General features: G+C 71.1%; 18 protein-coding genes. 8 read left to right on the top strand and 10 right to left on the bottom strand.

The genetic code is table 11. From position 1 onward, the window contains the following. Positions 1–144: 144 nt before the first annotated feature. Positions 145–1,032, top strand: coding sequence for a RimK family alpha-L-glutamate ligase (locus ACIBEI_RS16805; protein WP_398889334.1), 888 nt, complete (start codon positions 145–147; stop codon positions 1,030–1,032). Between the two features lie 256 nt (positions 1,033–1,288). Here the strand turns inward: ACIBEI_RS16805 and ACIBEI_RS16800 are convergent, their stop codons facing one another. The 10 genes from ACIBEI_RS16800 to ACIBEI_RS16755 form a co-directional block, all read right to left on the bottom strand. Continuing rightward, positions 1,289–1,906 (bottom strand): hypothetical protein, encoded by a 618-nt coding sequence (locus ACIBEI_RS16800; RefSeq protein WP_398889332.1) that lies wholly within the window; start codon positions 1,904–1,906, stop codon positions 1,289–1,291. Next, positions 1,872–2,708 (bottom strand): FkbM family methyltransferase, encoded by an 837-nt coding sequence (locus tag ACIBEI_RS16795; RefSeq protein ID WP_189838017.1) that lies wholly within the window; start codon positions 2,706–2,708, stop codon positions 1,872–1,874. Before ACIBEI_RS16795 ends, ACIBEI_RS16800 begins: the two co-directional genes overlap by 35 nt. Further along, entirely contained in the window at positions 2,705–2,959 is a 255-nt protein-coding gene (locus ACIBEI_RS16790; RefSeq protein WP_362074652.1) for a Trm112 family protein, read from the bottom strand. The genes ACIBEI_RS16795 and ACIBEI_RS16790 overlap by 4 nt, the downstream gene beginning before the upstream one ends. Next, positions 2,859–3,950 carry a hypothetical protein gene (locus ACIBEI_RS16785; protein WP_398889329.1) on the bottom strand — a complete coding sequence of 364 codons (1,092 nt, stop codon included), beginning with the start codon at positions 3,948–3,950 and terminating at the stop codon, positions 2,859–2,861. The genes ACIBEI_RS16790 and ACIBEI_RS16785 overlap by 101 nt, the downstream gene beginning before the upstream one ends. 3 nt (positions 3,951–3,953) lie before the next feature. Next, complete coding sequence (locus ACIBEI_RS16780; protein ID WP_398889327.1) at positions 3,954–4,709, bottom strand: methyltransferase domain-containing protein; 756 nt, start codon at positions 4,707–4,709, stop codon at positions 3,954–3,956. Continuing rightward, positions 4,706–6,034, bottom strand: a complete 1,329-nt coding sequence (locus tag ACIBEI_RS16775) for a condensation protein (RefSeq protein ID WP_398889325.1) — start codon at positions 6,032–6,034, stop codon at positions 4,706–4,708. The genes ACIBEI_RS16780 and ACIBEI_RS16775 overlap by 4 nt, the downstream gene beginning before the upstream one ends. Further along, positions 6,031–10,902, bottom strand: coding sequence for an alpha-(1->3)-arabinofuranosyltransferase family protein (locus ACIBEI_RS16770; RefSeq protein ID WP_398889323.1), 4,872 nt, complete (start codon positions 10,900–10,902; stop codon positions 6,031–6,033). Before ACIBEI_RS16770 ends, ACIBEI_RS16775 begins: the two co-directional genes overlap by 4 nt. Then, on the bottom strand, positions 10,899–11,711 hold the full coding sequence (locus ACIBEI_RS16765; protein ID WP_398889321.1) for a class I SAM-dependent methyltransferase: 813 nt from the start codon (positions 11,709–11,711) through the stop codon (positions 10,899–10,901). The genes ACIBEI_RS16770 and ACIBEI_RS16765 overlap by 4 nt, the downstream gene beginning before the upstream one ends. Continuing rightward, positions 11,708–12,856: a glycosyltransferase family 4 protein gene (locus ACIBEI_RS16760; RefSeq protein ID WP_398889319.1), complete on the bottom strand. Its 1,149-nt coding sequence runs from the start codon at positions 12,854–12,856 to the stop codon at positions 11,708–11,710. Before ACIBEI_RS16760 ends, ACIBEI_RS16765 begins: the two co-directional genes overlap by 4 nt. 454 nt (positions 12,857–13,310) lie before the next feature. Then, positions 13,311–14,288 carry a DUF3068 domain-containing protein gene (locus ACIBEI_RS16755; protein ID WP_398889317.1) on the bottom strand — a complete coding sequence of 326 codons (978 nt, stop codon included), beginning with the start codon at positions 14,286–14,288 and terminating at the stop codon, positions 13,311–13,313. 288 nt (positions 14,289–14,576) lie between these two features. Between ACIBEI_RS16755 and ACIBEI_RS16750 the strand changes: the two genes are divergently transcribed. The 7 genes from ACIBEI_RS16750 (at position 14,577) to ACIBEI_RS16720 (ending at position 21,209) form a co-directional block, all read left to right on the top strand. After that, complete coding sequence (locus ACIBEI_RS16750; protein WP_169801995.1) at positions 14,577–14,729, top strand: hypothetical protein; 153 nt, start codon at positions 14,577–14,579, stop codon at positions 14,727–14,729. 2 nt (positions 14,730–14,731) lie between these two features. Further along, positions 14,732–15,973: a CdaR family transcriptional regulator gene (locus ACIBEI_RS16745; protein WP_200398344.1), complete on the top strand. Its 1,242-nt coding sequence runs from the start codon at positions 14,732–14,734 to the stop codon at positions 15,971–15,973. Positions 15,974–16,150: 177 nt separating this feature from the next. Beyond that, positions 16,151–16,924: an IclR family transcriptional regulator gene (locus ACIBEI_RS16740; protein WP_269651402.1), complete on the top strand. Its 774-nt coding sequence runs from the start codon at positions 16,151–16,153 to the stop codon at positions 16,922–16,924. Further along, the gene (locus ACIBEI_RS16735; protein WP_398889314.1) at positions 16,921–17,790 is read left to right on the top strand and encodes an SMP-30/gluconolactonase/LRE family protein; all 870 of its coding nucleotides are present in this window, start codon (positions 16,921–16,923) and stop codon (positions 17,788–17,790) included. The genes ACIBEI_RS16740 and ACIBEI_RS16735 overlap by 4 nt, the downstream gene beginning before the upstream one ends. Positions 17,791–18,001: 211 nt before the next feature. Continuing rightward, positions 18,002–19,360, top strand: a complete 1,359-nt coding sequence (locus ACIBEI_RS16730; RefSeq protein WP_398889313.1) for an extracellular solute-binding protein — start codon at positions 18,002–18,004, stop codon at positions 19,358–19,360. Next, complete coding sequence (locus tag ACIBEI_RS16725) at positions 19,357–20,298, top strand: carbohydrate ABC transporter permease (protein WP_398889311.1); 942 nt, start codon at positions 19,357–19,359, stop codon at positions 20,296–20,298. The genes ACIBEI_RS16730 and ACIBEI_RS16725 overlap by 4 nt, the downstream gene beginning before the upstream one ends. Next, entirely contained in the window at positions 20,295–21,209 is a 915-nt protein-coding gene (locus ACIBEI_RS16720; protein WP_398889309.1) for a carbohydrate ABC transporter permease, read from the top strand. The genes ACIBEI_RS16725 and ACIBEI_RS16720 overlap by 4 nt, the downstream gene beginning before the upstream one ends. Positions 21,210–21,254: the final 45 nt, after the last annotated feature.

Genomic DNA, 21,254 nt, shown 5'->3' with positions numbered 1-21,254 from the left:
GCAGCCGGTCCGTCGTTCCTCGTCTCGCCACCGATGCTGTGGCCTCCCCAAAGGTGAAGGTCAAGCGGCCCGATCCGGTTCCCGGGTCGGTTGTTAGTCTGCGATCGGGATCACCGGAGCCGACGTACCCATGAGGAGCCCGCCGTGGCACGCACCGCCGCCCGCATCGCACTCGTCACCTGCCGGGAGGTCGCGGAGTCCGGGTACGACCGTGACCTGCCCGTTCTCTCGGACGCGGTGGAGCGGGCCGGGGCGGACGCCGCCGTCGTGTGCTGGGACGACCCCGATGTCGAGTGGGGCGGCTTCGACCTCGCCGTCATCCGCTCCACCTGGGACTACAGCTGGCGGGCCGCCGAGTTCGTGGCGTGGGCCGAGCGGTGCGGGGCGCTGACGGCCCTGGCGAACCCCGCGGCCGTCGTCCGCTGGAACACCGACAAGCGGTATCTCGGCGACCTCGCCGCCGCCGGGGTGCCAGTCGTCGACACCCGGTACCTCGCCCCCGGCGACCCGGCCGACCTGCCCGCCGACCGCGAGTACGTCGTCAAGCCCACCTCGGGGGCGGGCGCCCGGAACGCCGCCCGCTATACGCCCGAGGACCACGAGAGGGCCGTACGCCACCTGGAGTGGATGCACGCGGAAGGGCTGACCGCGATGGTGCAGCCGTACATGCGGAGCATCGACACGGTGGGCGAACGTGCCCTGCTGTTCTACGGCGGGCGCTTCCTGCACGCCATCCGCAAGGGCGCCGTCCTGGAACCCGGCACCGCCTACGACGCGGACAAGGTCCCGCACCCGGACCTCCGCCCGTGGGAGCCGAGTCCCGCCGAACTCGCCGTCGCGGAACGGGCGTTGGCCGCCGTCCCGGACGCTCCCGAACTGCTCTACGCCCGCGTGGACCTGGTGGACGGCGACGACGGGGCGCCCCGCGTCATGGAGCTGGAACTCGTCGAGCCCAATCTCTTCCTGTTCCTGCACGAGGCCTCGGTGCCGGTGGTCGCCGAGGCGATCGTCAAGGCTGCCACCGCCGGCTGACGGCCTCGCCGCTGCCAGGCCCACGGCTGTTGGCCTGCGTCTGTTTGCCCACGGCTGTTGGCCTACGGTTGTTGGCCTGAGCCTGTTGGTCCACGGTTGTTGGCCTGCGCCTGTTGGCCCGCGGCTGTAGGCCAACGTCTGTGGGTCCACGTCTGTTGGCCCGCGCCTGTGGGTCCACACCTGTAGGCCAACGGTTGTTGGCCTACAGGCGTGGCCCCATGCCCGTTGGCCCACAGCTGCAGCCCGGCCCCGGACGTCAGCCGCGCGCCCCCGTGAACGCCACCCGCTGAAGCAGCCCCCACGTGAACTCCGCCACGCAGTCGTGCGGTACGCCCGACGCGTCCGGTGCCGTGAAGGCCAGCCCCCACCGCGTCGGCGCCGACCCCTCCAGAGGCCGGGCGGGCGCGAAGGCGCGGGCCGCCTCGTCGACCGCGCAGGACCACGGGGTCAGGTCCTCCAAGGTGCGCAGCTCGGGGGAGGGGGCGCCCGGCGCGCGGACCAGCCACTCGTTCCAGGCCGCGCCGTTCGGGGCCACCAGTACCTCGAAGCGGAGGTCGGGCCAGAGAGGGACCGGCCACAGGAGCGCCTCGCACGGCAGGTCGCCGATCTGCCGGGGCGTCACCGACTCCGGTTCGCCCAGGATCGAGCGGTAGCGGGAGACCGCCCCCCGGCCCCGCGGCACATGCCGCATCGCCTGCCAATGCCGGTTGGCCTCGCGCATGTCCGCGATCGAGACGCCCAGCGCGTGGCGGGCGTCCTCCACGAGGTCCGGGTTGTGGTCGGCCATGCGGCGCAGCAGGACCAGCTGGAAGTCGAGCGGGGTGAACGGGCCGGCGGGCCTATCGGGTCGCTTGGCGGGAGGCATGCGTCCCATCGTGGCGTACGTGTCCCGCGCGGTGCGCGTCGCCCGGGGTGCGGCCCGTCGGGAGGAAGAGCACCGAGTTCACGTACCGGACGTACCCCGGGCTCCGGAAGGCCAGCACCCGCCGCAGTAGGCCCTGGGAGACCACATGCGAGGCATGGGCCTGGTGGGACTCCAGGTCGAAGGAGGCGAGGGGGAGCCAGGTGTCGTCGGGCAGGACCCAGCCCTTGTATCCGCGCTCGGCGAGGAACGACACGACGGGCCTGATCGGCTGGATGCGGGCCTCCAGCTCGATGAACAGGGCAGGGCGGTCCCGGGTGAGCAGGGTGGTCGCGCCGCGCAGCACCGCCAGTTCGTTGCCGTCCACGTCGATCTTGACGAAGCCGACGTCGTGGAGGTTCAGGCTGTCGAGGGTGAGACAGGGGACGTCCAGGGCGCGGGCGTGGATGTCCCGGCGGACGAGTGAGGAGACACCCCGGTCGCCCTGGTCGCCGGACGGCAGCCAGAGACGGGCCGTGCCCCGGCGGTCGCTCGCGGCGGCCCGTACCACCCGGACGTTCCCGGGCGTCGCGGCGGTCAGCAGCCGGGCCAGATGCGGGACAGGCTCGACCGTCACCACGCGGTGTGCCCGCTGCGACAGCCGGCGCGTCCAGGGGCCGTACCAGCCGCCGACGTCCACCGCCGTGCCGCAGCCGGGCGGGCAGAGATCGCCGAGCCGGGCGAGTTCGGGCTCGAAGCGCGGATAGACGAACCGGGCGGCGGCGGCGACCAGCCGCACCGGCACGAAGGGGGCCAGACGGGCTGCCAGGGTCATGGGGTCAACATCCGTTTCAGAAGGTTCTCGTGTTCGTCGTCCGTCACCTGCTCGCCGGAGGACGGGAGGAGCTGCGGGATGCCGTCCACGATCGGATAGCGGCGGCGAAGACGCGGGTTGTAGAGAGCGTCCTCAGTGCTCTCCGGACCCTCAGTACTCTCCGGGCCCTCCGTCTCCCTTTCGAGGAGATGCAGCGGCCCCTTGTCCAGCGGGCACGCCAGTATCTTCAGCAACGGGTCGTCGGGGTTCATCAGTGGTCAACTCCCTTGTGGGGGGCGGGGGTTGGGGCTCTTCCGGTGAATCGGGCTGGGTCGGTGGACCGTGCTGTGCCGACGGACCGGGCTGTGCAGGTGGACCAGGCTGGGCCGGCGGGTCGTGCTTGGGCATCGCCAGGAGTACGGAGACCGCCAGCGCCGTGCCGCCGATGCGCAGCGCCAGCCGCAGCGGGTCCTCGGGCAGCGACTCGCCGAACGCGAGCGTGCCGAGCACCGCGGTGAACAGGCAGGTCACCGTCGTGCAGACCGGCACGATCAGCGAGGCCCGGCAGCGCTGCAGCGCCGCCTGCGACATCACCAGGCCGAACACGCCGGTGAAGAGCAGGAGATAGGGGTACGGGGAGCGGAGCAGATCGACCACCGCACCGCCGAGGCCACTTGATGTCAGGTAGCTGGACACGCCCTTGATGGCCAGCGAGCTGACCCCGTACAACAGGCCCACCGCCACGCCGTATTCGACGCCTGTGGTCGGCATGCGGTGCCGGTGGCGGGCGCGGCGCTCGGCGGACGCGTACAGCCAGACGCCCAGCGCGAGCGACGGTACGCAGACGAGCAGGATCAGCGGGGCGGGGGCGCTGCGGCTGACCGTGTCGGAGCCCTCCTTGAGGGAGAGGACGACCATGAGCAGCGCGACGAGGATCGCCCCGATCGCGTACCGCTCGCGACCCGAGGTCTCCTCGCCGAGCAGCACCGAGGAGAGCAGCACGAGGATCACCAGGCCGGAGACGAAGATGCCCTGCGCGGCGGCGATCGGCAGCGTGCGGTAGACGACGAGCTGTGCGCCGAAGCCGGACGCCAGGGCGAGGGAGCCGCCGATCCACAGCGGACTGCCGAGGACCAGCCGCAGCAGCCGGGCGGGCTGCCGGACGGTCACCTGGGGCATCGCCGCCAACGCCCGCTTCTCCAGCACGAATCCGGTGCTGTAGAGCACGTTCGCGAGCAGGGCCGCGGCCACCCCCCACCACATGGTCTACGTCCTTCGCGCGTGCAGGAGCAGGATCGAGGACATCGACGGCACGGCACACGCCAGCCGGTCCAGCGGGCGCATGGGCCGTGGCACGCCGTGGAAGGGCGCGCCCCTCAGCCGTACGACCTCGAAGCCCGACGCGGTCACGAACTCCCGCAGCGCGCGGGCCGTGTAGAGCCGCAGATGGCCCACGACCTCCTTGCCGGGGCGGCCGTGGATGGCGCGCAGGCTCACCTCGGAGAAGACGGGCTGGACACCGGCGAGCAGCAGGGCGCGGTTGTACCAGGCGGCCAAGTTCGGTGTGGAGAGCATGAGATGACCTCCCGGGCGGAGGATCCGGTGGATCTCGTCGAGCGCCGCGTCCGGGTCCACGAGGTGTTCGACGACCTCGCTGAACAGGACGGCGTCGGCGGAGGCGGACCTGAACGGCAGCCCGCCGTCGGTGAGTTCGCCGCGTACCGCGTACGGCAGGTGTGCGTGGGCGCGTCTGAGGGCGTCCTGGGACCAGTCGACGCCGACGATGCGATGGCCGGCCAGGAGCGGAGCCGCTGTGGCGGCCGCGGAGCCGTCGCCGCAGCCGATGTCGAGGACCGTCCGCGCACCGGACGTGGCCGGGCCGAGCGCGGCCGCCAGCATCCGGGCCTGGCGCAGACTGCGGGGCGCGCCGGAGGCGACCGGCACGGCCGGGTCCTCGTAGAAGTCCCGCAGCCCGTGCGCAGGTTGGCCGCCGGACGGGCTGCGGGGCGGAGCCGTGGTCATGGGGCACTCTCCGTGGCGTGTTCCGTCGCGTGCAGGTAGTGCTCGAAGAGGTCGCGGAGATGGGAGCCGTCGCCGTGACTGAGGAGCGTGCGGGACCAGCGGAACGCCACGTGCAGTCGGCCCGCCGTGGACGCCGTCGTGACCGTCAGCCCGCGCGGCATCCGGGCCGGCGCCGAGAACCACACCGCGTGCGCGCGCCCCGCCCCCTCACCGAAGTCGAGGGCGTAGGGAATGCGGCCGATGTTGCTCAGCAGCGTGGTCGACGTCCAGGGCCCGGCGGCCCTCCGCAGCCCCCGGGTGAAAGCGGCCCGCCAGGCCACCGGGACCACCGGGGCCGTCAACAGAGCTGCCCCGTGGCCGAGTTGGGGCCGTGGCAGCGCCTTGAGCGCACGGGTGCGGTCCGCCGTGCGCCGCAGCAGGGCCGCCATGTCTGAGGCGTCCAACTCCTCAGGCGCGAAGGGGACTTCGACGAGCCGCGTGCCGTTGCCGATCGGCATGTCCGTGTCGCGGGTCCGGTCGTCCACCGGCATAGTGATGCGCAACGGGCGCGGCCGGGCGCCGTGTTCCCGGTTCCAGTGGGTGATCATCAGGGCGGTGGCCACCATGAGCTGGTCGTTCACGGTGTACGGGGAGCCCTTGGGCCGGCGCGGGACGCCGAACTCGGCGACGAGCATGCCGTTGCCGGGCGAGGGCTCGGGAGCGCCGTGCGCCACCCGCGCGGGCGGTGCCCAGCTGGAGGGCGCGTCGATGACGCCCGGCGCCTCGGCCGTCGTACGGGTCGGGGGCGCGGCGGGGGAGTTGTCCTTGCCGCCGTACAGCTCGGCGGCGGTGGCGAGGACCCGCAGACAGGCCGGACCGTCGAGGGCGGTGTGGTTGATCGTGACGAAGAGGACCGTGGCCGTGTCATCGGACTCCGGATCGCGGACGACTTCGAGGCGGATCGGCGGTGAGGCGGACAGCGGCGGGGCGTCCTGGAGCGCCCGGTCGCGGGCGTGTTTCAGGGCGTCCCGGTCCGGCGGCGGGAACAGCACGACCTCCACGTCCGCGTCCGGGGTGAGCTCCCACTCGTACCGCCGCCCGTACCAGGGGCGCCGCGCCTCGCGCATCAGGATGCGGGGATGGCGGTGCAGGGCCCCGGTGAACGCCCTCCGCAGCCGGTCCGGGTCGAGACGGCCCGGCAGATGCACCTCGATGTGGACGGTCTCCGGCTCCTCCTCCTGGAGGCAGTGCCGGGCGACCTCGTCCACCACGGGGAACGGGATGCGGGCGGGCGGCTTCACGGGGCCGTCCGTGCCGTCGCGTGCCGGGTGGTCCAGCGTGGTCATGTGTGTTCGCCTTCCCCCGTCTCCTCGGGTCGTGCCGGCCGCGGGTCCTCGGGCCGGGCCGACCTGGCGTCCTCGGGTCGGGCCGGCCTGGCGTCCTCGGGGTCCGCGGGACTCGCCCCTCCGGGCCGTTCCGGCCTCGGCTCCTCCGGCGGTGTCGCCCTGAACTTCGGCTTCCGGAAGCCGAACCGGGTGGTGGGCGGGTCGGGCTCCGGCTGCGCGGACCCCGGCCCGCGGGCGGAGATCGTCGGACCGGACGCCACGGTGGGGGCGGGCGGGGGCCCGGCCTCTCCGGAGGTGGGCCCGGCTCCTTGCTCCGGAGAGGCCGGACCGGGGGTCGGTGACGTGCCTGGGACCGTCGGCGCTCCGGACGAACCGGCCGCTCCGGACGAACTGGCCGCTCCGGACGAACCGGCCGCCCCGGCCGAACCTTCCGTCCCGGACACTCCGGGCATCCCGTGCCGTGCCTCGGGCGCCGGGGACGACTCGGACGCACCCGGCGCCGCACTCTCACCCCGCCGCCGCTGAGGCAGCGGCTCGGTCGGCGCTTCGGTCCCCGGCGCCGGTGGTGGCAGCGCACTGGCCCTGGGGGCGCCGGGATACCCCGGAGCGGCGGGAGTGCTTGTGCCGGGAGGAGTACTGGGAGGAGAGCTGGGGGGAATGCCGGGAGCTCCGGGATACCCGTGAGCGCCGGAAGCCCCGAAGGCCTGAGCCCCGCCGGGACCCTGGCCCCCGCCGGGTCCCCGAGCCCCGTACGACGCCTCCCCGACCGACACCAACCCGGCGAACAGGCCGATCAGCGCCAGCAGTTGGGCCGTGGGCCCGAATGCTCCCGCGCCCTCGGAGACCGGCTCCCCGGCCCCGGTCGCGGCGGCGATCCCCGCCCCCGCGAGCGCGAGGAACGCGATGGGCACCAGCAGGGCGTGCCGCCGCCACGCGAGCAGCGCCAGCAGGGGCACCAGCAGCGCGAAGAACCCGGCGATCACGATCCCGACCAGCGTGAGCGCGACCGTGCCCAGGATCAGACCGGGCGGCGGCGGCACCGGCGAGGGCTCGTCCGTGTTGGGCGAGTTCCGCCGGTAGAGCACGAGCCCCGCGAGCAGGAGCACCGCGACACCGCCGCCGATCAGCCCGGCCTCGTACAGCGTGGACGGCTCGTACGACAGCTTGACCGTGCCGCCCGCGCCCGCCGGGACCCGCCAGCCCTGCTGCCAGCCGTCGAGCCGCACCGGGTCGAGCTTCTCGCCGTTGAGCGTGGCCTTCCAGCCGTCGTTGAAGTTCTCGTACGTCGTCAGGTACGAGGCCGCGCCCGAGCCGACGCTCACCTCGCGGCGGTCGCCGAGCCAGTCCCGTATGCCGAGTTCACGGTCGAGCGCGGTGGGTGTGGTGAGCGTGCCGCGCGTCAGCGTGACGTCGGTGACGGCGAGCGGTCCCGCGTCGCCCGCCTCGACCCGGTGCGAACCCGAGCCGAGGGACAACTCCGCGTCGGCGCGCCCCTCCTGGCAGAGCGTCAGCTCGATCGGCCGCCGCTCGACGAGGTCCCGTACCGTGCCCTTCGCGCTGGTCTCGTACAGCTCGTCGTCGACGGCGAGCGTCGGGCCCTCTCCGCAGGGGACGTCGAAGGTACGTGTGCCGCGGGGCTGCGGGGTGCGGTACTGGTCCAGGGCCGGGATGTACGCCTCGGTGAGGCCGACCGGCAGTTGCAGGTCCTCGTCGGCGAGCGGGTTGTGGACGGTCATCGGGGCCGTCTCGGTGATGGTGATGTCGAGCCGGTCCGTGGTGATCGGATCGAAGCGGACGACACCGTTCTCGTCGACACCCGCGATCGTCGAGCCGTCCGGCGAGCTGATGTTGACCTCCGTCGGCCGGGTGGAGAGCCCGCCCGCCGGAGCCAGCACGATCTCGCCCACGGCCTGCTTGTCCGGCCAGCGCAGATGGATGGTCGGGCTGTCCCCGGCGATCCAGGCCGTGGACAGACTGCCGTCGGTGAGGTTGCGCGGCGAGAGCCCGGTGCCGAGCAGGGCCGTCGAGTCGGCGGTCGCGGTGATCCGGTTCCGCTGCTCGGGCGCGACCTTGTACAGCAGCGCGTCGAGCTCGTCGCTCGGCACGGGGACCGCGCTCGCCTTCACCTCGTACGTGCCCGCCGACTCCGAGGTCCAGCGGCGGTGCAGCCCGGCCTCCGTGCCCGTCGGCGAGAAGCCGCCCGGGTCGGTGGCGCGGTGCAGCGAGACGACCTCGGCGGCCGCGTCGGTGCGCTCGGCGTCCGTCGGGAGCCGCAGCATGCGGGTCACCTGGACGTCGGGAATGGTGATCTCGGAGAAGCCCGCGCCGGACAGGTCGGAGCGCCGGGCAGCCGAGTCGACGATGGTGATCTTCAGCCAACTCGTCGCCCCTTCAGGGGCCTTGATGCGCTGGCGCATGCCGTTGGCCTGGAGGGTGCTCGTCTCGGAGCCGCGCTCCGTCTCCACGCGCACCCGGGTCGGCGCCGACCGCACACTGTCCTGCGGCAGCGGGGTGACCCGGATCGAGTCGGGGATCTCCGTCTCGTCCGTGAAGCCGATCCGCAGCCACTGCCCGTCCGCCGAACCCGCCGCGCCCTCGGCCCACGCGGTGTTCGGATTGCCGTCGAAGGCGTTCACCGGGTCGTACTGCGGCAGATAGAACATCCAGTTCCCGCTCGACGACGCCGAAACCGAGCGTGCGCCGCGCAGTTCGGCCACCGTCTGGTGCCCGATGCCCTCGGTCGGCAGGATCTGGTGCGGCTTCTCACCGGCGTTCTGGAAGCTGCCGGAGTGATTGCGTTCGTTGCGGGTGTACGTGTACGAGGTGTTGGCGTTGACCAGGCCGAACCGTGTGTCGGCGCGCCGCAGTCCGTCGCCCACCACCTGCAACTCGGGTGCGCCGAGGCCGGGATGGTTGTCGCCGGTCAGCACGGCGGCCCGGTCGCGCATGGTCGGGTCGGCGGACAGCGGCAGCAGCGCCTCGGGCCCGCCGGAGACGACGGCCGTGTCGGCGACCGCCTTCAGCCCGGCCTGCCCGGGCCGCGGCACGTCCGCGCTCGCCGGCTCGTAGATCTCGACGGCCCGCTGCCGCGGGTACAACCCCTCTATCTGTATGGGGGTGTTCTCCGCGATGCGCCCGCCCGTCATCACCGGACCGAGCCCGGTCACCCGCCGGTAGCCCGACTCCTCCAGGGTCCGCTTGACGGTCGTGGTCGGTACGTAGCCGAGCTGGTCGGGGTCGAGATCGTTGCGCACGACGACGTAGTAGAGGCCGGCCCGGCTCAAGTAGTCGGCCAGGCCCGGGACTTCGCCGCCCGTCAGCAGGGACTGCTCGACCGCGTCCATCGCGCGCCGGTTGCCCGCGGTGCCGAACGGCACGTAGTCCCGCTGGGCCCAGCGGGAGTCGGCGAGCACGTCGAGGGGCTGGTCGATGGGCGAGCCCCAGGTGTAGATGCCGTGCGCGGTGGCGGGCACGACGAGGGCGCGCGAGTCCGGCGAGTACTTCTCCAGCCAGTCGGCCGTGGACTGCCAGTACTTGGGAAGCTGCTGGAACGAACCCGGTTGCAGGATCGACCCGTTGAGGTAGGGCCAGGCGAGACCGGGGAGTACGAGGACCGCCGCGACCAGGGCCACGTATCGACGGCCGCGGATCGGGCGGGCGCCGCGCGACTGCGAGGCGACGCCGACCAGGTGCATCAGGCCGAAGACGAGGGCGAGGGCCAGTCCCGTCTGGAACTTGTAGATGTTCCGGAAGGGTACGAGCCCGCCGTCCAGCCAGTCCTGGACGACCCCGTGGAAGGGCGCGCCGAACGAACCGCCGTACCCGGCAAGGGTGATGAGCGCGACCGACAGCACGGTCAGGACCAGCCAGCGCCGCTCGGGCAGGTCACGGCGGGCCAGCCCGGCGAGACCGAGCCCCGCCGCGAGCGCCGACGAGACGATCACGACCACCGACGCCGCGACCGTCCAGCCGGCCGGCAGCCAGGCCTCGCCGAAGTGCAGATACGCGACCCAGTTCCCGGCGCCGCGCAGGGCCTCCGTCGCCGCCATGGTGTCCGTCGTGGTCTGCGAACTCTCCACGTACGGAAGGAAGTTCTCGCCGTAGATGCCCAGCATGAGGAGTGGGACCACCCACCAGGCGGTCGCCAGGATCACGCCCGGGATCCACCAGGCGATCAGCTTGCGCTGCCGGGGGCCGCGTGGGCGGGAGAGGAGGTAGAGGCCGACTGGTAGCAGAGAGGCGAGAGTTGAGGCCGCGTTGACGCTACCCATGAAGGGGATGATCAGCGCCGAGCGGAGTGCGGCGACCCGGGCGCTGTGGCGCTCGTTCGTCAGAGGGAGTAGCACCCATGGGAGGAAGGCGCCGGGTAGTGCGGCGGCGGAAGTTGAGCCGACGACGATCGTGAACACCGGCCAGAGCGCGTAGGCGACCGCGCCGAGGAGTCGGGACGCGTGGCTGCCGATGTCCAGCCGTTCGGCGAGCCGCAGCGCGCCCCAGAAGGCGACCGCCACGATGAGTGACATCCACAGCCGCTCGGCCAGCCACACCGGGAGGTTGATCAGCTCGCACAGGCCGTAGTACGGCAGCATCGGGAAGGCGTAGCCGACGTACTGGTCCGCGATGCCGCCGAAGCCGCCCCGGTCGTGCCACAACTGGCCCAGGTCGGACAGGAACTGCCACGGGTCGAGCGCGACGCCGAGCTTCGTGTCGAAGGTCTGGCGGCCCGGGTCCACCGCGAGGAACAGCACGAACACCACGGCCCAGAACCCCAGCAGCCACCGCCGCGACCTCGGGCCCCGGGCAGGGCCGGGGTCGGGGGCGAGCGGACGGGTGCGCGCCGGGGGAGGGGCCTGGACCGTGCTGGTCATGGATACCGCCGGAGAATGAGGAGGAGGTTCCAGGTGGCGAACTCGCGCAGCCCCGGCGCCTTCGCGACGGCCTGGGCGAGGAACGGCCAGTAGCGGGAGCGCGCCGAGACGACCGTGACGTCGTCCCGGGCGCGCACCTGCCGCAGGGTGGGTCCGATGTGTACGGCGAAGAGGTTCTCGCCGAGGGTGTGCTTGGCGGGCCTGCCGGTACGACGGCTGTAGCGGGCGCGGGCCCGCTCGGCGCCCAGGTAGTGCCAGGGCGCCCACTCGTGACCGCCCCACGGGGACAGCCAGTTGGTGAACGACACGTAGATCAGGCCGCCGGGTTTCGTCACCCGCACCATCTCGCTGAGGAAGGTCTGCGGATCCGCCACGTGCTCCAGGACGTTGGAGGAGAAACTGACGTCCGCCACCTCGTCGGCGAGCGGCAGGAGGTATCCGTCCGCGACCACCGCGCCCTGTGGTGGTTTCGGGCCGAGTTCCCGCATGTCCGGCTCGAAGAGATAGCCGTGTGCGCCGCGCCGCCTGAACTCGTCCGTGAAGTAGCCGCCTCCGCCGCCGATGTCCACGACTGTTCGGCCCCTCACGGGGCCGTCGTATGCCTCCACCTGGTTCGCCGCGTCGCGTGCGAGCAGTGAGTAGCAGGCCTCTGGGTCGGCCTGCTCTTGGCGGAAGGCTCTGAAGAGGGCGAGGGAGCGGCGTAGGGATGGGTCCTTGAAGCCTGTGTTTGGGCTTGGGCTCGCGTCTGGGTTTGGGCTTGGGTGTGTGTTTGGGGTTGCGTTTGTTTCTTTCCCCCGGGCGGACGTCATGGCCAGTTCCTCACCGCCTCTGTTGCCACCGCTCTGAACTGGCGGACCGTGCGGTGCCAGCGGAACTGGGTGGCGCGGTCGCCTGCCGCCTTGCCCATGAGCGTGCGACGGTGAGTGGACAGGGCGAGGGTGCACCAGGCCGCCGCGAACGAGGACTCGCCGCGGGCCAGCAGGCCCGTCTCGCCGTCCACGATCGAGTCGCGCAGGCCGGGTACGTCGAAGGCGATGGCCGGGGTCTCGCGGGCCGCCGCCTCCGTCACCACCAGGCCCCAGCCCTCGACCGCCGACGGGTGCAGCAGCAGCCAGGCCGCGCAGAGCAGGCGGTGCTTCTCCGTTTCGGAGACATGGCCCCTGAACTCGACGCCCGGGCCTGCTAGTTGTTCGAGCCTTGCCCGTTCGGGGCCGTCGCCGACTATGACCAGTCGGCCGCCTGTGACCGGGCGGACCCGTTCCCACAGGCGGAGGAGCAGATCTATCCGCTTGTACTCGACCAGCCTGCCCATCGCCAGGAACAGCGGTTCCGGTGAGCGTTCGGTGGGCGGGCCCGGCTCCTCGACGCCGTTGTGCACGACCCGGATGCGTTCGCGCTCGACCCCGATCGCGCGCAGCGCGTGTGCCGTCGACGGGGAGACGGCGACCAGCAGGTTGTGGCGCTGTGCGCCGGCGAGGGCCCAGTGCTCGAGTCTTCGGCCGAGCCGGGCGGCGGGCGCCAGCGGCCCGTTGAACCGCATCCGCCACAGGTCGGTGTGCACGTGGTTGACCAGGCAGAGGGTCGGTCCGTGGTGCCACAGCGGGGCCAGGTACGGCATGCCGTTGCAGACCTCGACGAGGAGGTCGCAGTCGCCGATCTGGCGCTGGAACGCCGATCTGGCGCGCAGGTAGTGGCCCAGATCGCCGCCCGCCGACACGACACGGTAGTCGCGGTAGGCGGCGGGGCCGCCGCAGAGCAGGGTGACCTGGTGGCCGAGGTGGGTCAGGCCCTCGGCGAGTCTGTCGACGAGGAGTTCGGAGCCGCCCGCGGCTTCGTTGCCGAAGTCACGACGGGCGAGGAAAACGATTCGGCGCGGCTGTGGGGGGAGCGCCGGGGGTCGCTGCGCGGAGCGGGGGAAGGCGGCGCGCAACGACGAAGGCACGTGCTGGGGCATGGGTGCTCCAACTCGTCTCGGGGTGCGGAACCAGCGTGAGGGTGGGGGTGGGGGGTGAGGTGGGGCTCGGGGTGGTGGGGTTCGGTGGGGTGGGGTGTGCTGGGCGTGGGGTTCGGTGGTGGGCTCCCGGTGCGGGTTGGTTGTGGCTCGTGGTGCGGATCCGTTTTTTCGCGGTGCGGTGTGGGGTACGCGGGCCGTGCCGGTACGTCGAGCCCGCCGCACTCCGGGTGTACGGCTGTGGGTTTCGGAGGTGCTCCTCTTTTGGAGGAGCCCTACGCGGCGGGCTCGACGTACCGACCCGTCCCGCTCCCGTTCGTACTGCGACTGCGGGGCCGATCTGTGATGGGGATGTGGGCGGGCTGTGTTCGGGTGGGGTGGACAGTTTTCGCCCGCTGGTTCGATGCGGCTACTCACCGAAGTGATAATTTCGGGGCTTTATCCAGCTGACGTCTCATCACATTGTGAGCGGTTGCTGGGAGCTCTCGGACGTTTCGGGATGTGGACGCCCTCGTACGACCAAAACGACCCCCGCGAGTGTGAGGAGGAAGCCCGCCACACCCGTCCCGAGGGGCAACGTCTGGCCCACCATGCGCAGTTGGCCGCTGTCCTTGTCGGCCAGGTCGACCTGTTCCTTCTGGGTCTCGGGGGTGAAGGCGATTCGCTCGCTGTCGAGCAGGACCACGGCGTCCTTGTCGCCGCCGGGGGCCCGGAGCGTCTTGCGGGGGCCGATCGCCGCGTAGATGATCCGGCCCGTGCGCTGGTCGGCCACCAGCTCGATGCCGTGGTTGGCGTACCACTCCTCGGCGAGCACCTGACCGGCGTCCTTCTCGCCGACGATCGTGCCCGGGACCAGTCGGGTTCCGGTCTTGGTGGCGGGGACGGTTCCGGTGAAGCGGAGGCCCTCGTAACCCTGGATTTTTTTTGTGCCCTTGTACGCCAGCGTGACGGTTGAGCCGAGCGTGCTGTCCCACCAGATGTAGGAGCGTTTCTGCACGTCGAAGGGGAACTTCAGGTACGCCTCGCCCTCGTAGTACGGCTCCTCGTCGCAGCAGTGGACGGGCTTGTTCGTCTTGCGGTCGGTGACCCAGCGCTCCATGGTCCACTGCAGCGAGTCGTGGGGGTCGGCGGCGGGCAGCGACTTGGCGGTGTCCACGGAGGTGGACACGTCCCAGACGGCCCGGCCGCTCTTCTCGCTGTCGGCCACATCGCCGCGGACCTGGCGGGTGATGGTGATCTTCTTGTCGCGGACGGTCTCGATCTCGTCCGTGTCGAAATAGCTGCCCGTACCGGTGAAGACCGTCTTCGAGTCGATGTCGACGGGCGTGCGTTGAGCACGTGGCTCGACGTACCAGGCGAGCAGGGGGGCCAGGACGAGCAGGAACACGCCCAGACCCAGGATGACCAGTGAGAAGGGTGAGGTTGTACGGCGCATCCGGGCACTCCAGGGGCTCTTGGTGACACGGCACGGGCTGTGCCGGCACGGTGGTGGAGGGTGCACGTGCGGTATGGGGCGGGAACCGTAGGCGCACCCTTGACGAAGTGTCAATGCGTTGTCGAGACTGGGGCTCGCCGGACGGGCCCGGTGAAGATGGGGATGTGCCGTGCTCCGGAAGGGGCGCGGGGAGCTGCACGATCGGCCGTGAACGGCCCGCAGATTTCGGATGGCGCTCCCGGTGGAGCGCTCGGGTGGGACGACCTCCGACAGAGAGGCTGACCCGCGATGCCCAGACTGCTCGCCGCCCTGCTGACCGTGGCGGCCGCCGCCGTACTCGCCGTGGGCGCCGCCCTCGGTATCGTCGCCCTGCTCGACGCCACTCCCGAACAGCCGAACACGCCGCTCATCACCTATGAGACGGCCGGCCAGGAGCGCTGACCATGGCCCTACGCCGGGGACCCGTCACCGTGCGCTCGGCCTGGCACGACGTGCCGCGCCTCCAGGTGCGCCAGTTCGCGGCGCTCGCCATGGCCGAGGCGCCCGTACTCGCCGAGGAGATCCTTCAGGAAATACGTCATGAGTACCCTCATTTGCCCGTCGTGCTCGACGACTCCGGGGAGCCGATGGCGCTGGTCGGGATCCGGCGGGCCATCGAGGTGTTCGTCCAGCATCTGGAGACCGCCGAGGGGCGCCCGCGGGTCCACCCCGAGGTGTTCCAGGAGTTCGGCCGCGGCGAGGGTCTGCACGGCCGCAGCCTCGATTCGCTCCAGGCGATCTACCGGCTCGGTGTGCGGCTCGCCTGGCGCCGTTTCGCCGAGATCGGGACGCGTGTGGAGATTCCGCCGCCCGCGATGTACGAGCTGGTCGACGCCGGTTACGAGTATCTGGACGGGCTGGTCGACCAGTCCGTACGCGGATACGCCGAGGCCGCCGCCCGGCAGGCCGGAGAGCGGTTGCGTCTGCAGCGGCGGTTGATGGAGTTGCTGCTTGCCGAGCACCACCGGGGCGATCCGGCCGAGGCGCTCTCGGAGCGGGCCGCCCGGATCGGCTGGCCGCTGCCGGACAAGGTCGCGGTGGGGGTGCTGTTGCGGCCCGCCCGTGAGGCCGTTGCTCCCGCTGTCGGACAGGGTGTGCTGTTGGATATGGAGTACGAGCAGCCCCGGATGGTCGTGCCCGAGCCTGATGCCGCCGGGCGCCCCGAACTGTTGCACCGGGCGCTGACGGGGTGGGCGGGTGCCATCGGGCCGCCTGTCCCGCTGGCCGACGCGGCGAAGTCGTTGCGCTGGGCCGAGGCGGCGGTGCGGCTGATGGAGCGCGGGCTGCTGCCGCCGGGCGAGGTGCTGTACTGCACCGAGCACACGGAGGCGCTGGTCCTGCTGCAGCCCGAGGAGCTGATCGACGACCTGGCGCTGCGGTGTCTGGAGCCGCTCGCCCACTGCGGGCCCACGCACGGGCGGCGGCTCGCGGAGACCCTGTTGGCGTGGCTGGAGACGCGGGGCGGGGCTCCCGAGGTGGCCGCGCGCCTTGGGGTCCATCCCCAGACCGTGCGGTATCGCCTTCGGCAGATTCGGGAGCTTTGGGGGGACGAGGTCGATGACCCGGATCGGCGATTCGAGCTGGAACTGGTGCTTCGGGCTCAGCGGCTTCGGGGGGAACTGGGAGACCCCCGCGCCCGGCGTTGACCGATTTTTTCCCGCCCACCCACCCGTTTACTGCGTGCCCTCAGGTGGCCGCCCAGCCGTAACCGCTCGCCCACCCATTGTCGCAAGGCCATTGCCCGGCTGTAACTGGTGTGAGTAGCCTGTGTTCGCTATGCCGATCGTCTGTTGAAATTTCGAACACAAGGGAGGGGGCCAGTTGTGGGACGCCTCGTACCTGCCGTAACCAGGGCTCTCGACATACTCGAGCTTTTCCTCGACGGAGACGGCACGCTCTCCGCCCCCGACATCGTGCGCAAGCTCCAGTTGCCGCGCACCACGGTGCATGAACTGGTGACGACACTTGCCGCCCGTTCGTACATCACGCCCGTACCGGGTCAGCCGGGACGTTACCGGCTCGGGGTGCGCCCGTACCAGCTCGGCAGCCGTTATTCCGAGCAGCTCGACCTCGCCGCCGAGGGGCAGCAGGTCGCCCGGTCCGTCGCGGAGACCTGCGACGAGACCGTGCACGTGGCGATCCTGGAGGGCACGGACGTCATCTACATCGCCAAGGTCGACTCCACGCACGCCGTGCGCATGGTGTCCGCCGCGGGCCGCCGGCTGCCCGCCCACTGCACCTCCGTGGGCAAGATGCTGCTCGCCTCGCTGTCCGAACCCGAGCTGACCTCGCGGATCCCCGACGACGCCGACCTGGTCCGGATGACGCCGAACAGCATCACCGAGCCGGCCGCCCTGCGCGAGGCCCTCACCGAGATCCGCGCCCGCGGTATCGCGGTGGAGAGCCGTGAGTCGAACCCCGACGTCAGCTGTGTCGCCGCGCCGGTGCGCGACCGCACGGGCCAGGTAGTGGCCGCGCTCTCCATCTCCGTGCCGATGATCCGCTGGAGCGACGAGCGCCGTGCCGAGCTGGAGCAGCTCGCCGCGAAGGGCGCCGCCGAGCTGTCGGAGCGGCTCGGATACCGGAGCGTGGGATGACGTACGCGTACGAGGTGGCCGTCCAGGCGGAGGCGGCCCTCGGTGAAGGTCCCACCTGGGACGCCGGTGCTCAGCGGCTGATCTGGATCGACATCCTCGGGTCTCGGGTCTACACGTACGACCCGGTCTCAGGCCGTCACACGGTCATGGCGACCGAGCAGCATGTGGGGGCGGCGAAGCCGCGCGTGGGGGGCGGGCTGGTCGTCAACCTCCGTGACGGCGTGGGGCTCTACGGGCCCGGCGGGGAGTCCTCCAGCGGGTTGGGTGACTTTCGGTGGCTCCACCGGGAGGTCGTTCCCGGCCGTCGCGCCAACGACGCGGCGGTCGCGCCCGACGGCGCCCTGTGGGCGGGCACCATGCGCTACGACGAGGCACCGGGCGGCGGCACCCTCTCCCGTGTCGCCCCGGACGGCACGGTCGAGACGGTCCTCGACGACGTGGCGGTGAGCAACGGCACGGGCTGGAGCCCCGACGGCCGCCTCATGTACTACATCGACTCGCCGACCCGCCGGATCGACGTCTTCGACTTCGATGGCCAACGTGTCGGCGGCAGGCGCCGGTTGGCTGCCGTCGAGGAGGGCGACGGTTTCCCCGACGGCCTCACCGTCGACGCCGACGGCTGTGTCTGGGTCGCCCTGTGGGACGGCGGCGCGGTCCGCCGCTACACCCCGGACGGCAAGCTGGACCGGGTGGTGGAGCTGCCCGTGCCGCGCCCCACCGCCTGCGCGTTCGGCGGCGCAGACCTGACCGATCTGTACATCACGACAGCCCGTACGGGGCTGGAGGCGCCGCATCCGCTCGCCGGGTCCGTGCTCGTCGTCCCAGGCGCGGGCAAGGGCCTGCCCCAGCCCGCGTTCGCCGGCTGACCGCGCGGCCGACATCCCGCGGCCGGCATCCCGCGGCCGGCATCCCGTAGAGCAGCCGGGAAAGTATCCGGGAAAGCAGCCGTAGCCCCCGTCCGATCGTCGGACGGGGGCCGCTGTTTTTGTGCGAACCATTGACTAGTAAGCGCTTCCTATCTACGGTCCCGTTCGAAGTTGCGAGCGTCCATCGAAATCTCGAACAGTTAGGCAAGGTATGGGACGACCTGGCCTGAATCGCAGGCAGATCCTGGCGGGACTGAGCGGGCTGACGGTCGCGGGGAGTTTCGGATTCGCCGCGCTCGGCACGGGGGCGGACGCGCTCGCCTCCGGCGCTGACACCCGCGTCCGCTACTGGAACCTCTTCAGCGGCGGCGACGGATCCAACATGATCGCGATGCTGGACGCCTTCCGCGCGGCGAACCCCGGCATCGACGTGAAGGACTCCACCCTCCAGTGGGGGAGCCCCTTCTACACCAAGCTGGCCATGGCGGCGGCGGGCAACCGCGCGCCCGACCTCGGCGTCATGCACCTGGGCCGCGTCACCGGCTTCTCGCCGGGCCGGCTCCTGGACCCCTGGGACGCCGGCCTGCTCGCCAAGTACGGCGTGCGGGAAGCCGACTTCAACCCCGAGCTGTGGAAGCGCGCCGTCATCGACGGCACGCTCTACGCCCTCCCCCTCGACATCCACGTACAGCTCTGCTTCTACCGCAAGGACGTGCTGAAGAAGGCGGGCCTGCTCGGCGACGACGGCCGCATCGTGCCGGTCACCTCGGTCGACGAGTGGTTCGACGTGCTCAAGGAGGCCAGGAAGGCCACCAAGAAGGGCCTGCAGACCATCGGCATGTGGTCCAGCGACCAGAACTTCCAGTGGTGGTTCTTCGTCGCCTTCTACACCCAGCTCGGCGGTACGTGGTTCGACGACGCCAACGCCGAGGTCACCTTTGACACCGACAAGGCCACCCAGGTACTGGAGTTCCTGCGCCGGCACATCACCGACGGGTACGTGAACCCGGGCTTCGCGGGCGGTGCGGGCGCCGAACAGTTCGTCAACGGCGGCCCGTTCGTCTGGGAGGGCAACTGGTCGGTGCCGGTCTTCGACGGCGCGAAGATCGAGTACGGCGCGACCCCGCTGCCGCCCGTCTTCGGCCGACAGGCGACGCACGCCGAGTCGCACTCCTTCGTCCTGCCGCACCGGTCCGACCGCGGCGGAGCCGCCAACGAGGCCGCGCACCGGCTCGCCGCCTACATCGTCCGGCACGCCCAGCAGTGGGCGGGCGGCGGCCACATCCCCGCCTACACGCCCACCCTGTCCACGGACGCCTACAAGAAGCTGAACCCGCAGAGCGAGTACGTCTCGGCGATGGACCACCAGGCCACCGAGCCGAAGGTGTGGTTCGCCGGGTCCACCGGCATCCTGGCCCAGCGCGTCGGCCCGATCGTCGTCTCCTCGACGGTGGGCTCGGCGAAGCCGGACGCCGCCGCCCGCCGGATGAGGAGCACGCTCACCGAACTGCTCGCCATGAAGAACCCGATGGACGGCAGGACCGCCGCGCAGGGAGGTGCGGTCGCATGACGGCGACCAGTGCACAGACCGTCATCGCTCCGGCTCGTGCGAGGACCGCCGCGGCCGGCGCCACCGTCCGCCGCAGGCAGGGCTTCCAGCACGGCGCCTGGTTCGTCGCCCCGTTCCTCGTGCTGTTCGCGCTGTTCGTGATCTGGCCGCTGCTGCGCGGCCTCTACCTCAGCTTCACGGACGCCAACATCTCCGGCGACGCCACGAGCTTCATCGGCCTCGACAACTACCGCGAGGCCCTGGACGACCCGCTGGTGTGGGAATCGCTCGGCCACAGCGCGTACTTCACGCTCCTGGTCGTACCCTGCATCACGGTCCTGGCCTTCCTCCTCGCGATGCTCGCCCACCACATCGAACGCGGCAAGTGGCTCTGGCGACTGTGCTTCTTCGCCCCGTTCCTGCTGCCGTCCACCGTCGCCGCCAACCTGTGGCAGTGGCTGTTCAACCCCGGCACCGGAATGATCAACCACGTCTTCGGCATCGAGACGGCGTGGTTGACCGACAAGTCGTACGCCATGCTCGCCGTCGTCGTCTGCACCCTGTGGTGGACGGTCGGCTTCAGCTTCCTGCTCTACCTCGCCGCCCTCCAGGGCATCCCCGCGCACCTCTACGAGGCCGCCAGGCTGGACGGCGCCAACGCCTGGCACCGCATGGTCCACATCACCCTGCCGTTGCTGCGGAACATCACCGGCCTCGTTGTCGCCCTGCAGATCCTCGCCTCGCTCCAGGTCTTCGACCAGGCCGTGGTGATGATGGACTTCCTGCCCGGACCCGAGGGATCCACCAGGACGTTCGTGCAGTACACCCTCGAAGAGGGCTTCACCAGCTACCGCGTCGGCTACGCCTCGGCGATCTCCATCATCTTCTTCGTGATCATCGCGGCCGTCGCCCTCGCGCGGATGTGGCTGCTGCGCAACCGTGAGGAGGGCGACCGATGAGCACCGCCACACAGCTGCACGCCGAGGCACGGGCAGGCGATGGGACAGGGGCAGGCGACGGGGCACGGATACGCGCCAAGGCCCGCAGGCCCTGGACGCCCAGCCAGATCGTGCTCACCCTCCTCGGCGCCGCCGTCTCCGCGGTGTTCCTCGCGCCGCTCGTCTGGGCGCTGTTCACCTCCCTCAAGTCGGAGACCGAGGCGGTCGAGGTACCCCCGCACTGGCTGCCGAAGGTGTGGACGACCCAGGCGTGGTCGGCGATCTTCGAGACCGGCAACATCACCAACTGGTTCGTGAACTCGCTGGTCGTCTCGGTGTGCGTGACGGCCGTGGTGCTGAGCGTCAGCGCCCTCGCCGGATACGGCTTCGCCCGGACGGAGTTCCGCGGCAAGAACGCCCTGCTGGGCCTGGTCATGACCGGCCTGATGGTCTCGCCCGCGGTCCTCGGTGTCCCCCTCTTCACCACGGTCCAGCAGATGGGGATGGTCGACACCTACTGGGGCATGATCCTGCCGCAGTGCGCACCCGCCGCGATGGTCTACATCCTCTACAAGTTCTTCCAGGGCATCCCGCGCGAACTGGAGGAGGCAGCCTTCATCGACGGCGCGGGCCGCTGGCGGGTCTTCTTCACCATCGTGCTCCCGCTCTCCCGTCCCTCCCTGGCCGCGGTCGGCATCTTCACCTTCATCGCGTCCTGGAACAACTTCCTGTGGCCCTACATGGTGACCAACAACCCCGACCTGATGACCATGCCGAACGGCATAGCGACCGTCATGAATTCCTACGGCATCCAGTGGGCCCAGCTCATGGCCGGCGGCCTCATGGCGGGCCTGCCCCTGATCATCGTCTTCGTCTTCTTCCAACGCCAGATAGTGACGGGCGTGGCCCACACGGGCCTCGCGGGCCAGTGAACTCCCTTACATATTCCTCCAGTTGAGGCGCCCGAGCTGGAACGT

Source organism: Streptomyces sp. NPDC050988 (genome assembly GCF_044456225.1).
Lineage (GTDB): Bacteria > Actinomycetota > Actinomycetes > Streptomycetales > Streptomycetaceae > Streptomyces.
This window is presented reverse-complemented; position numbering and strand designations above follow the sequence as displayed.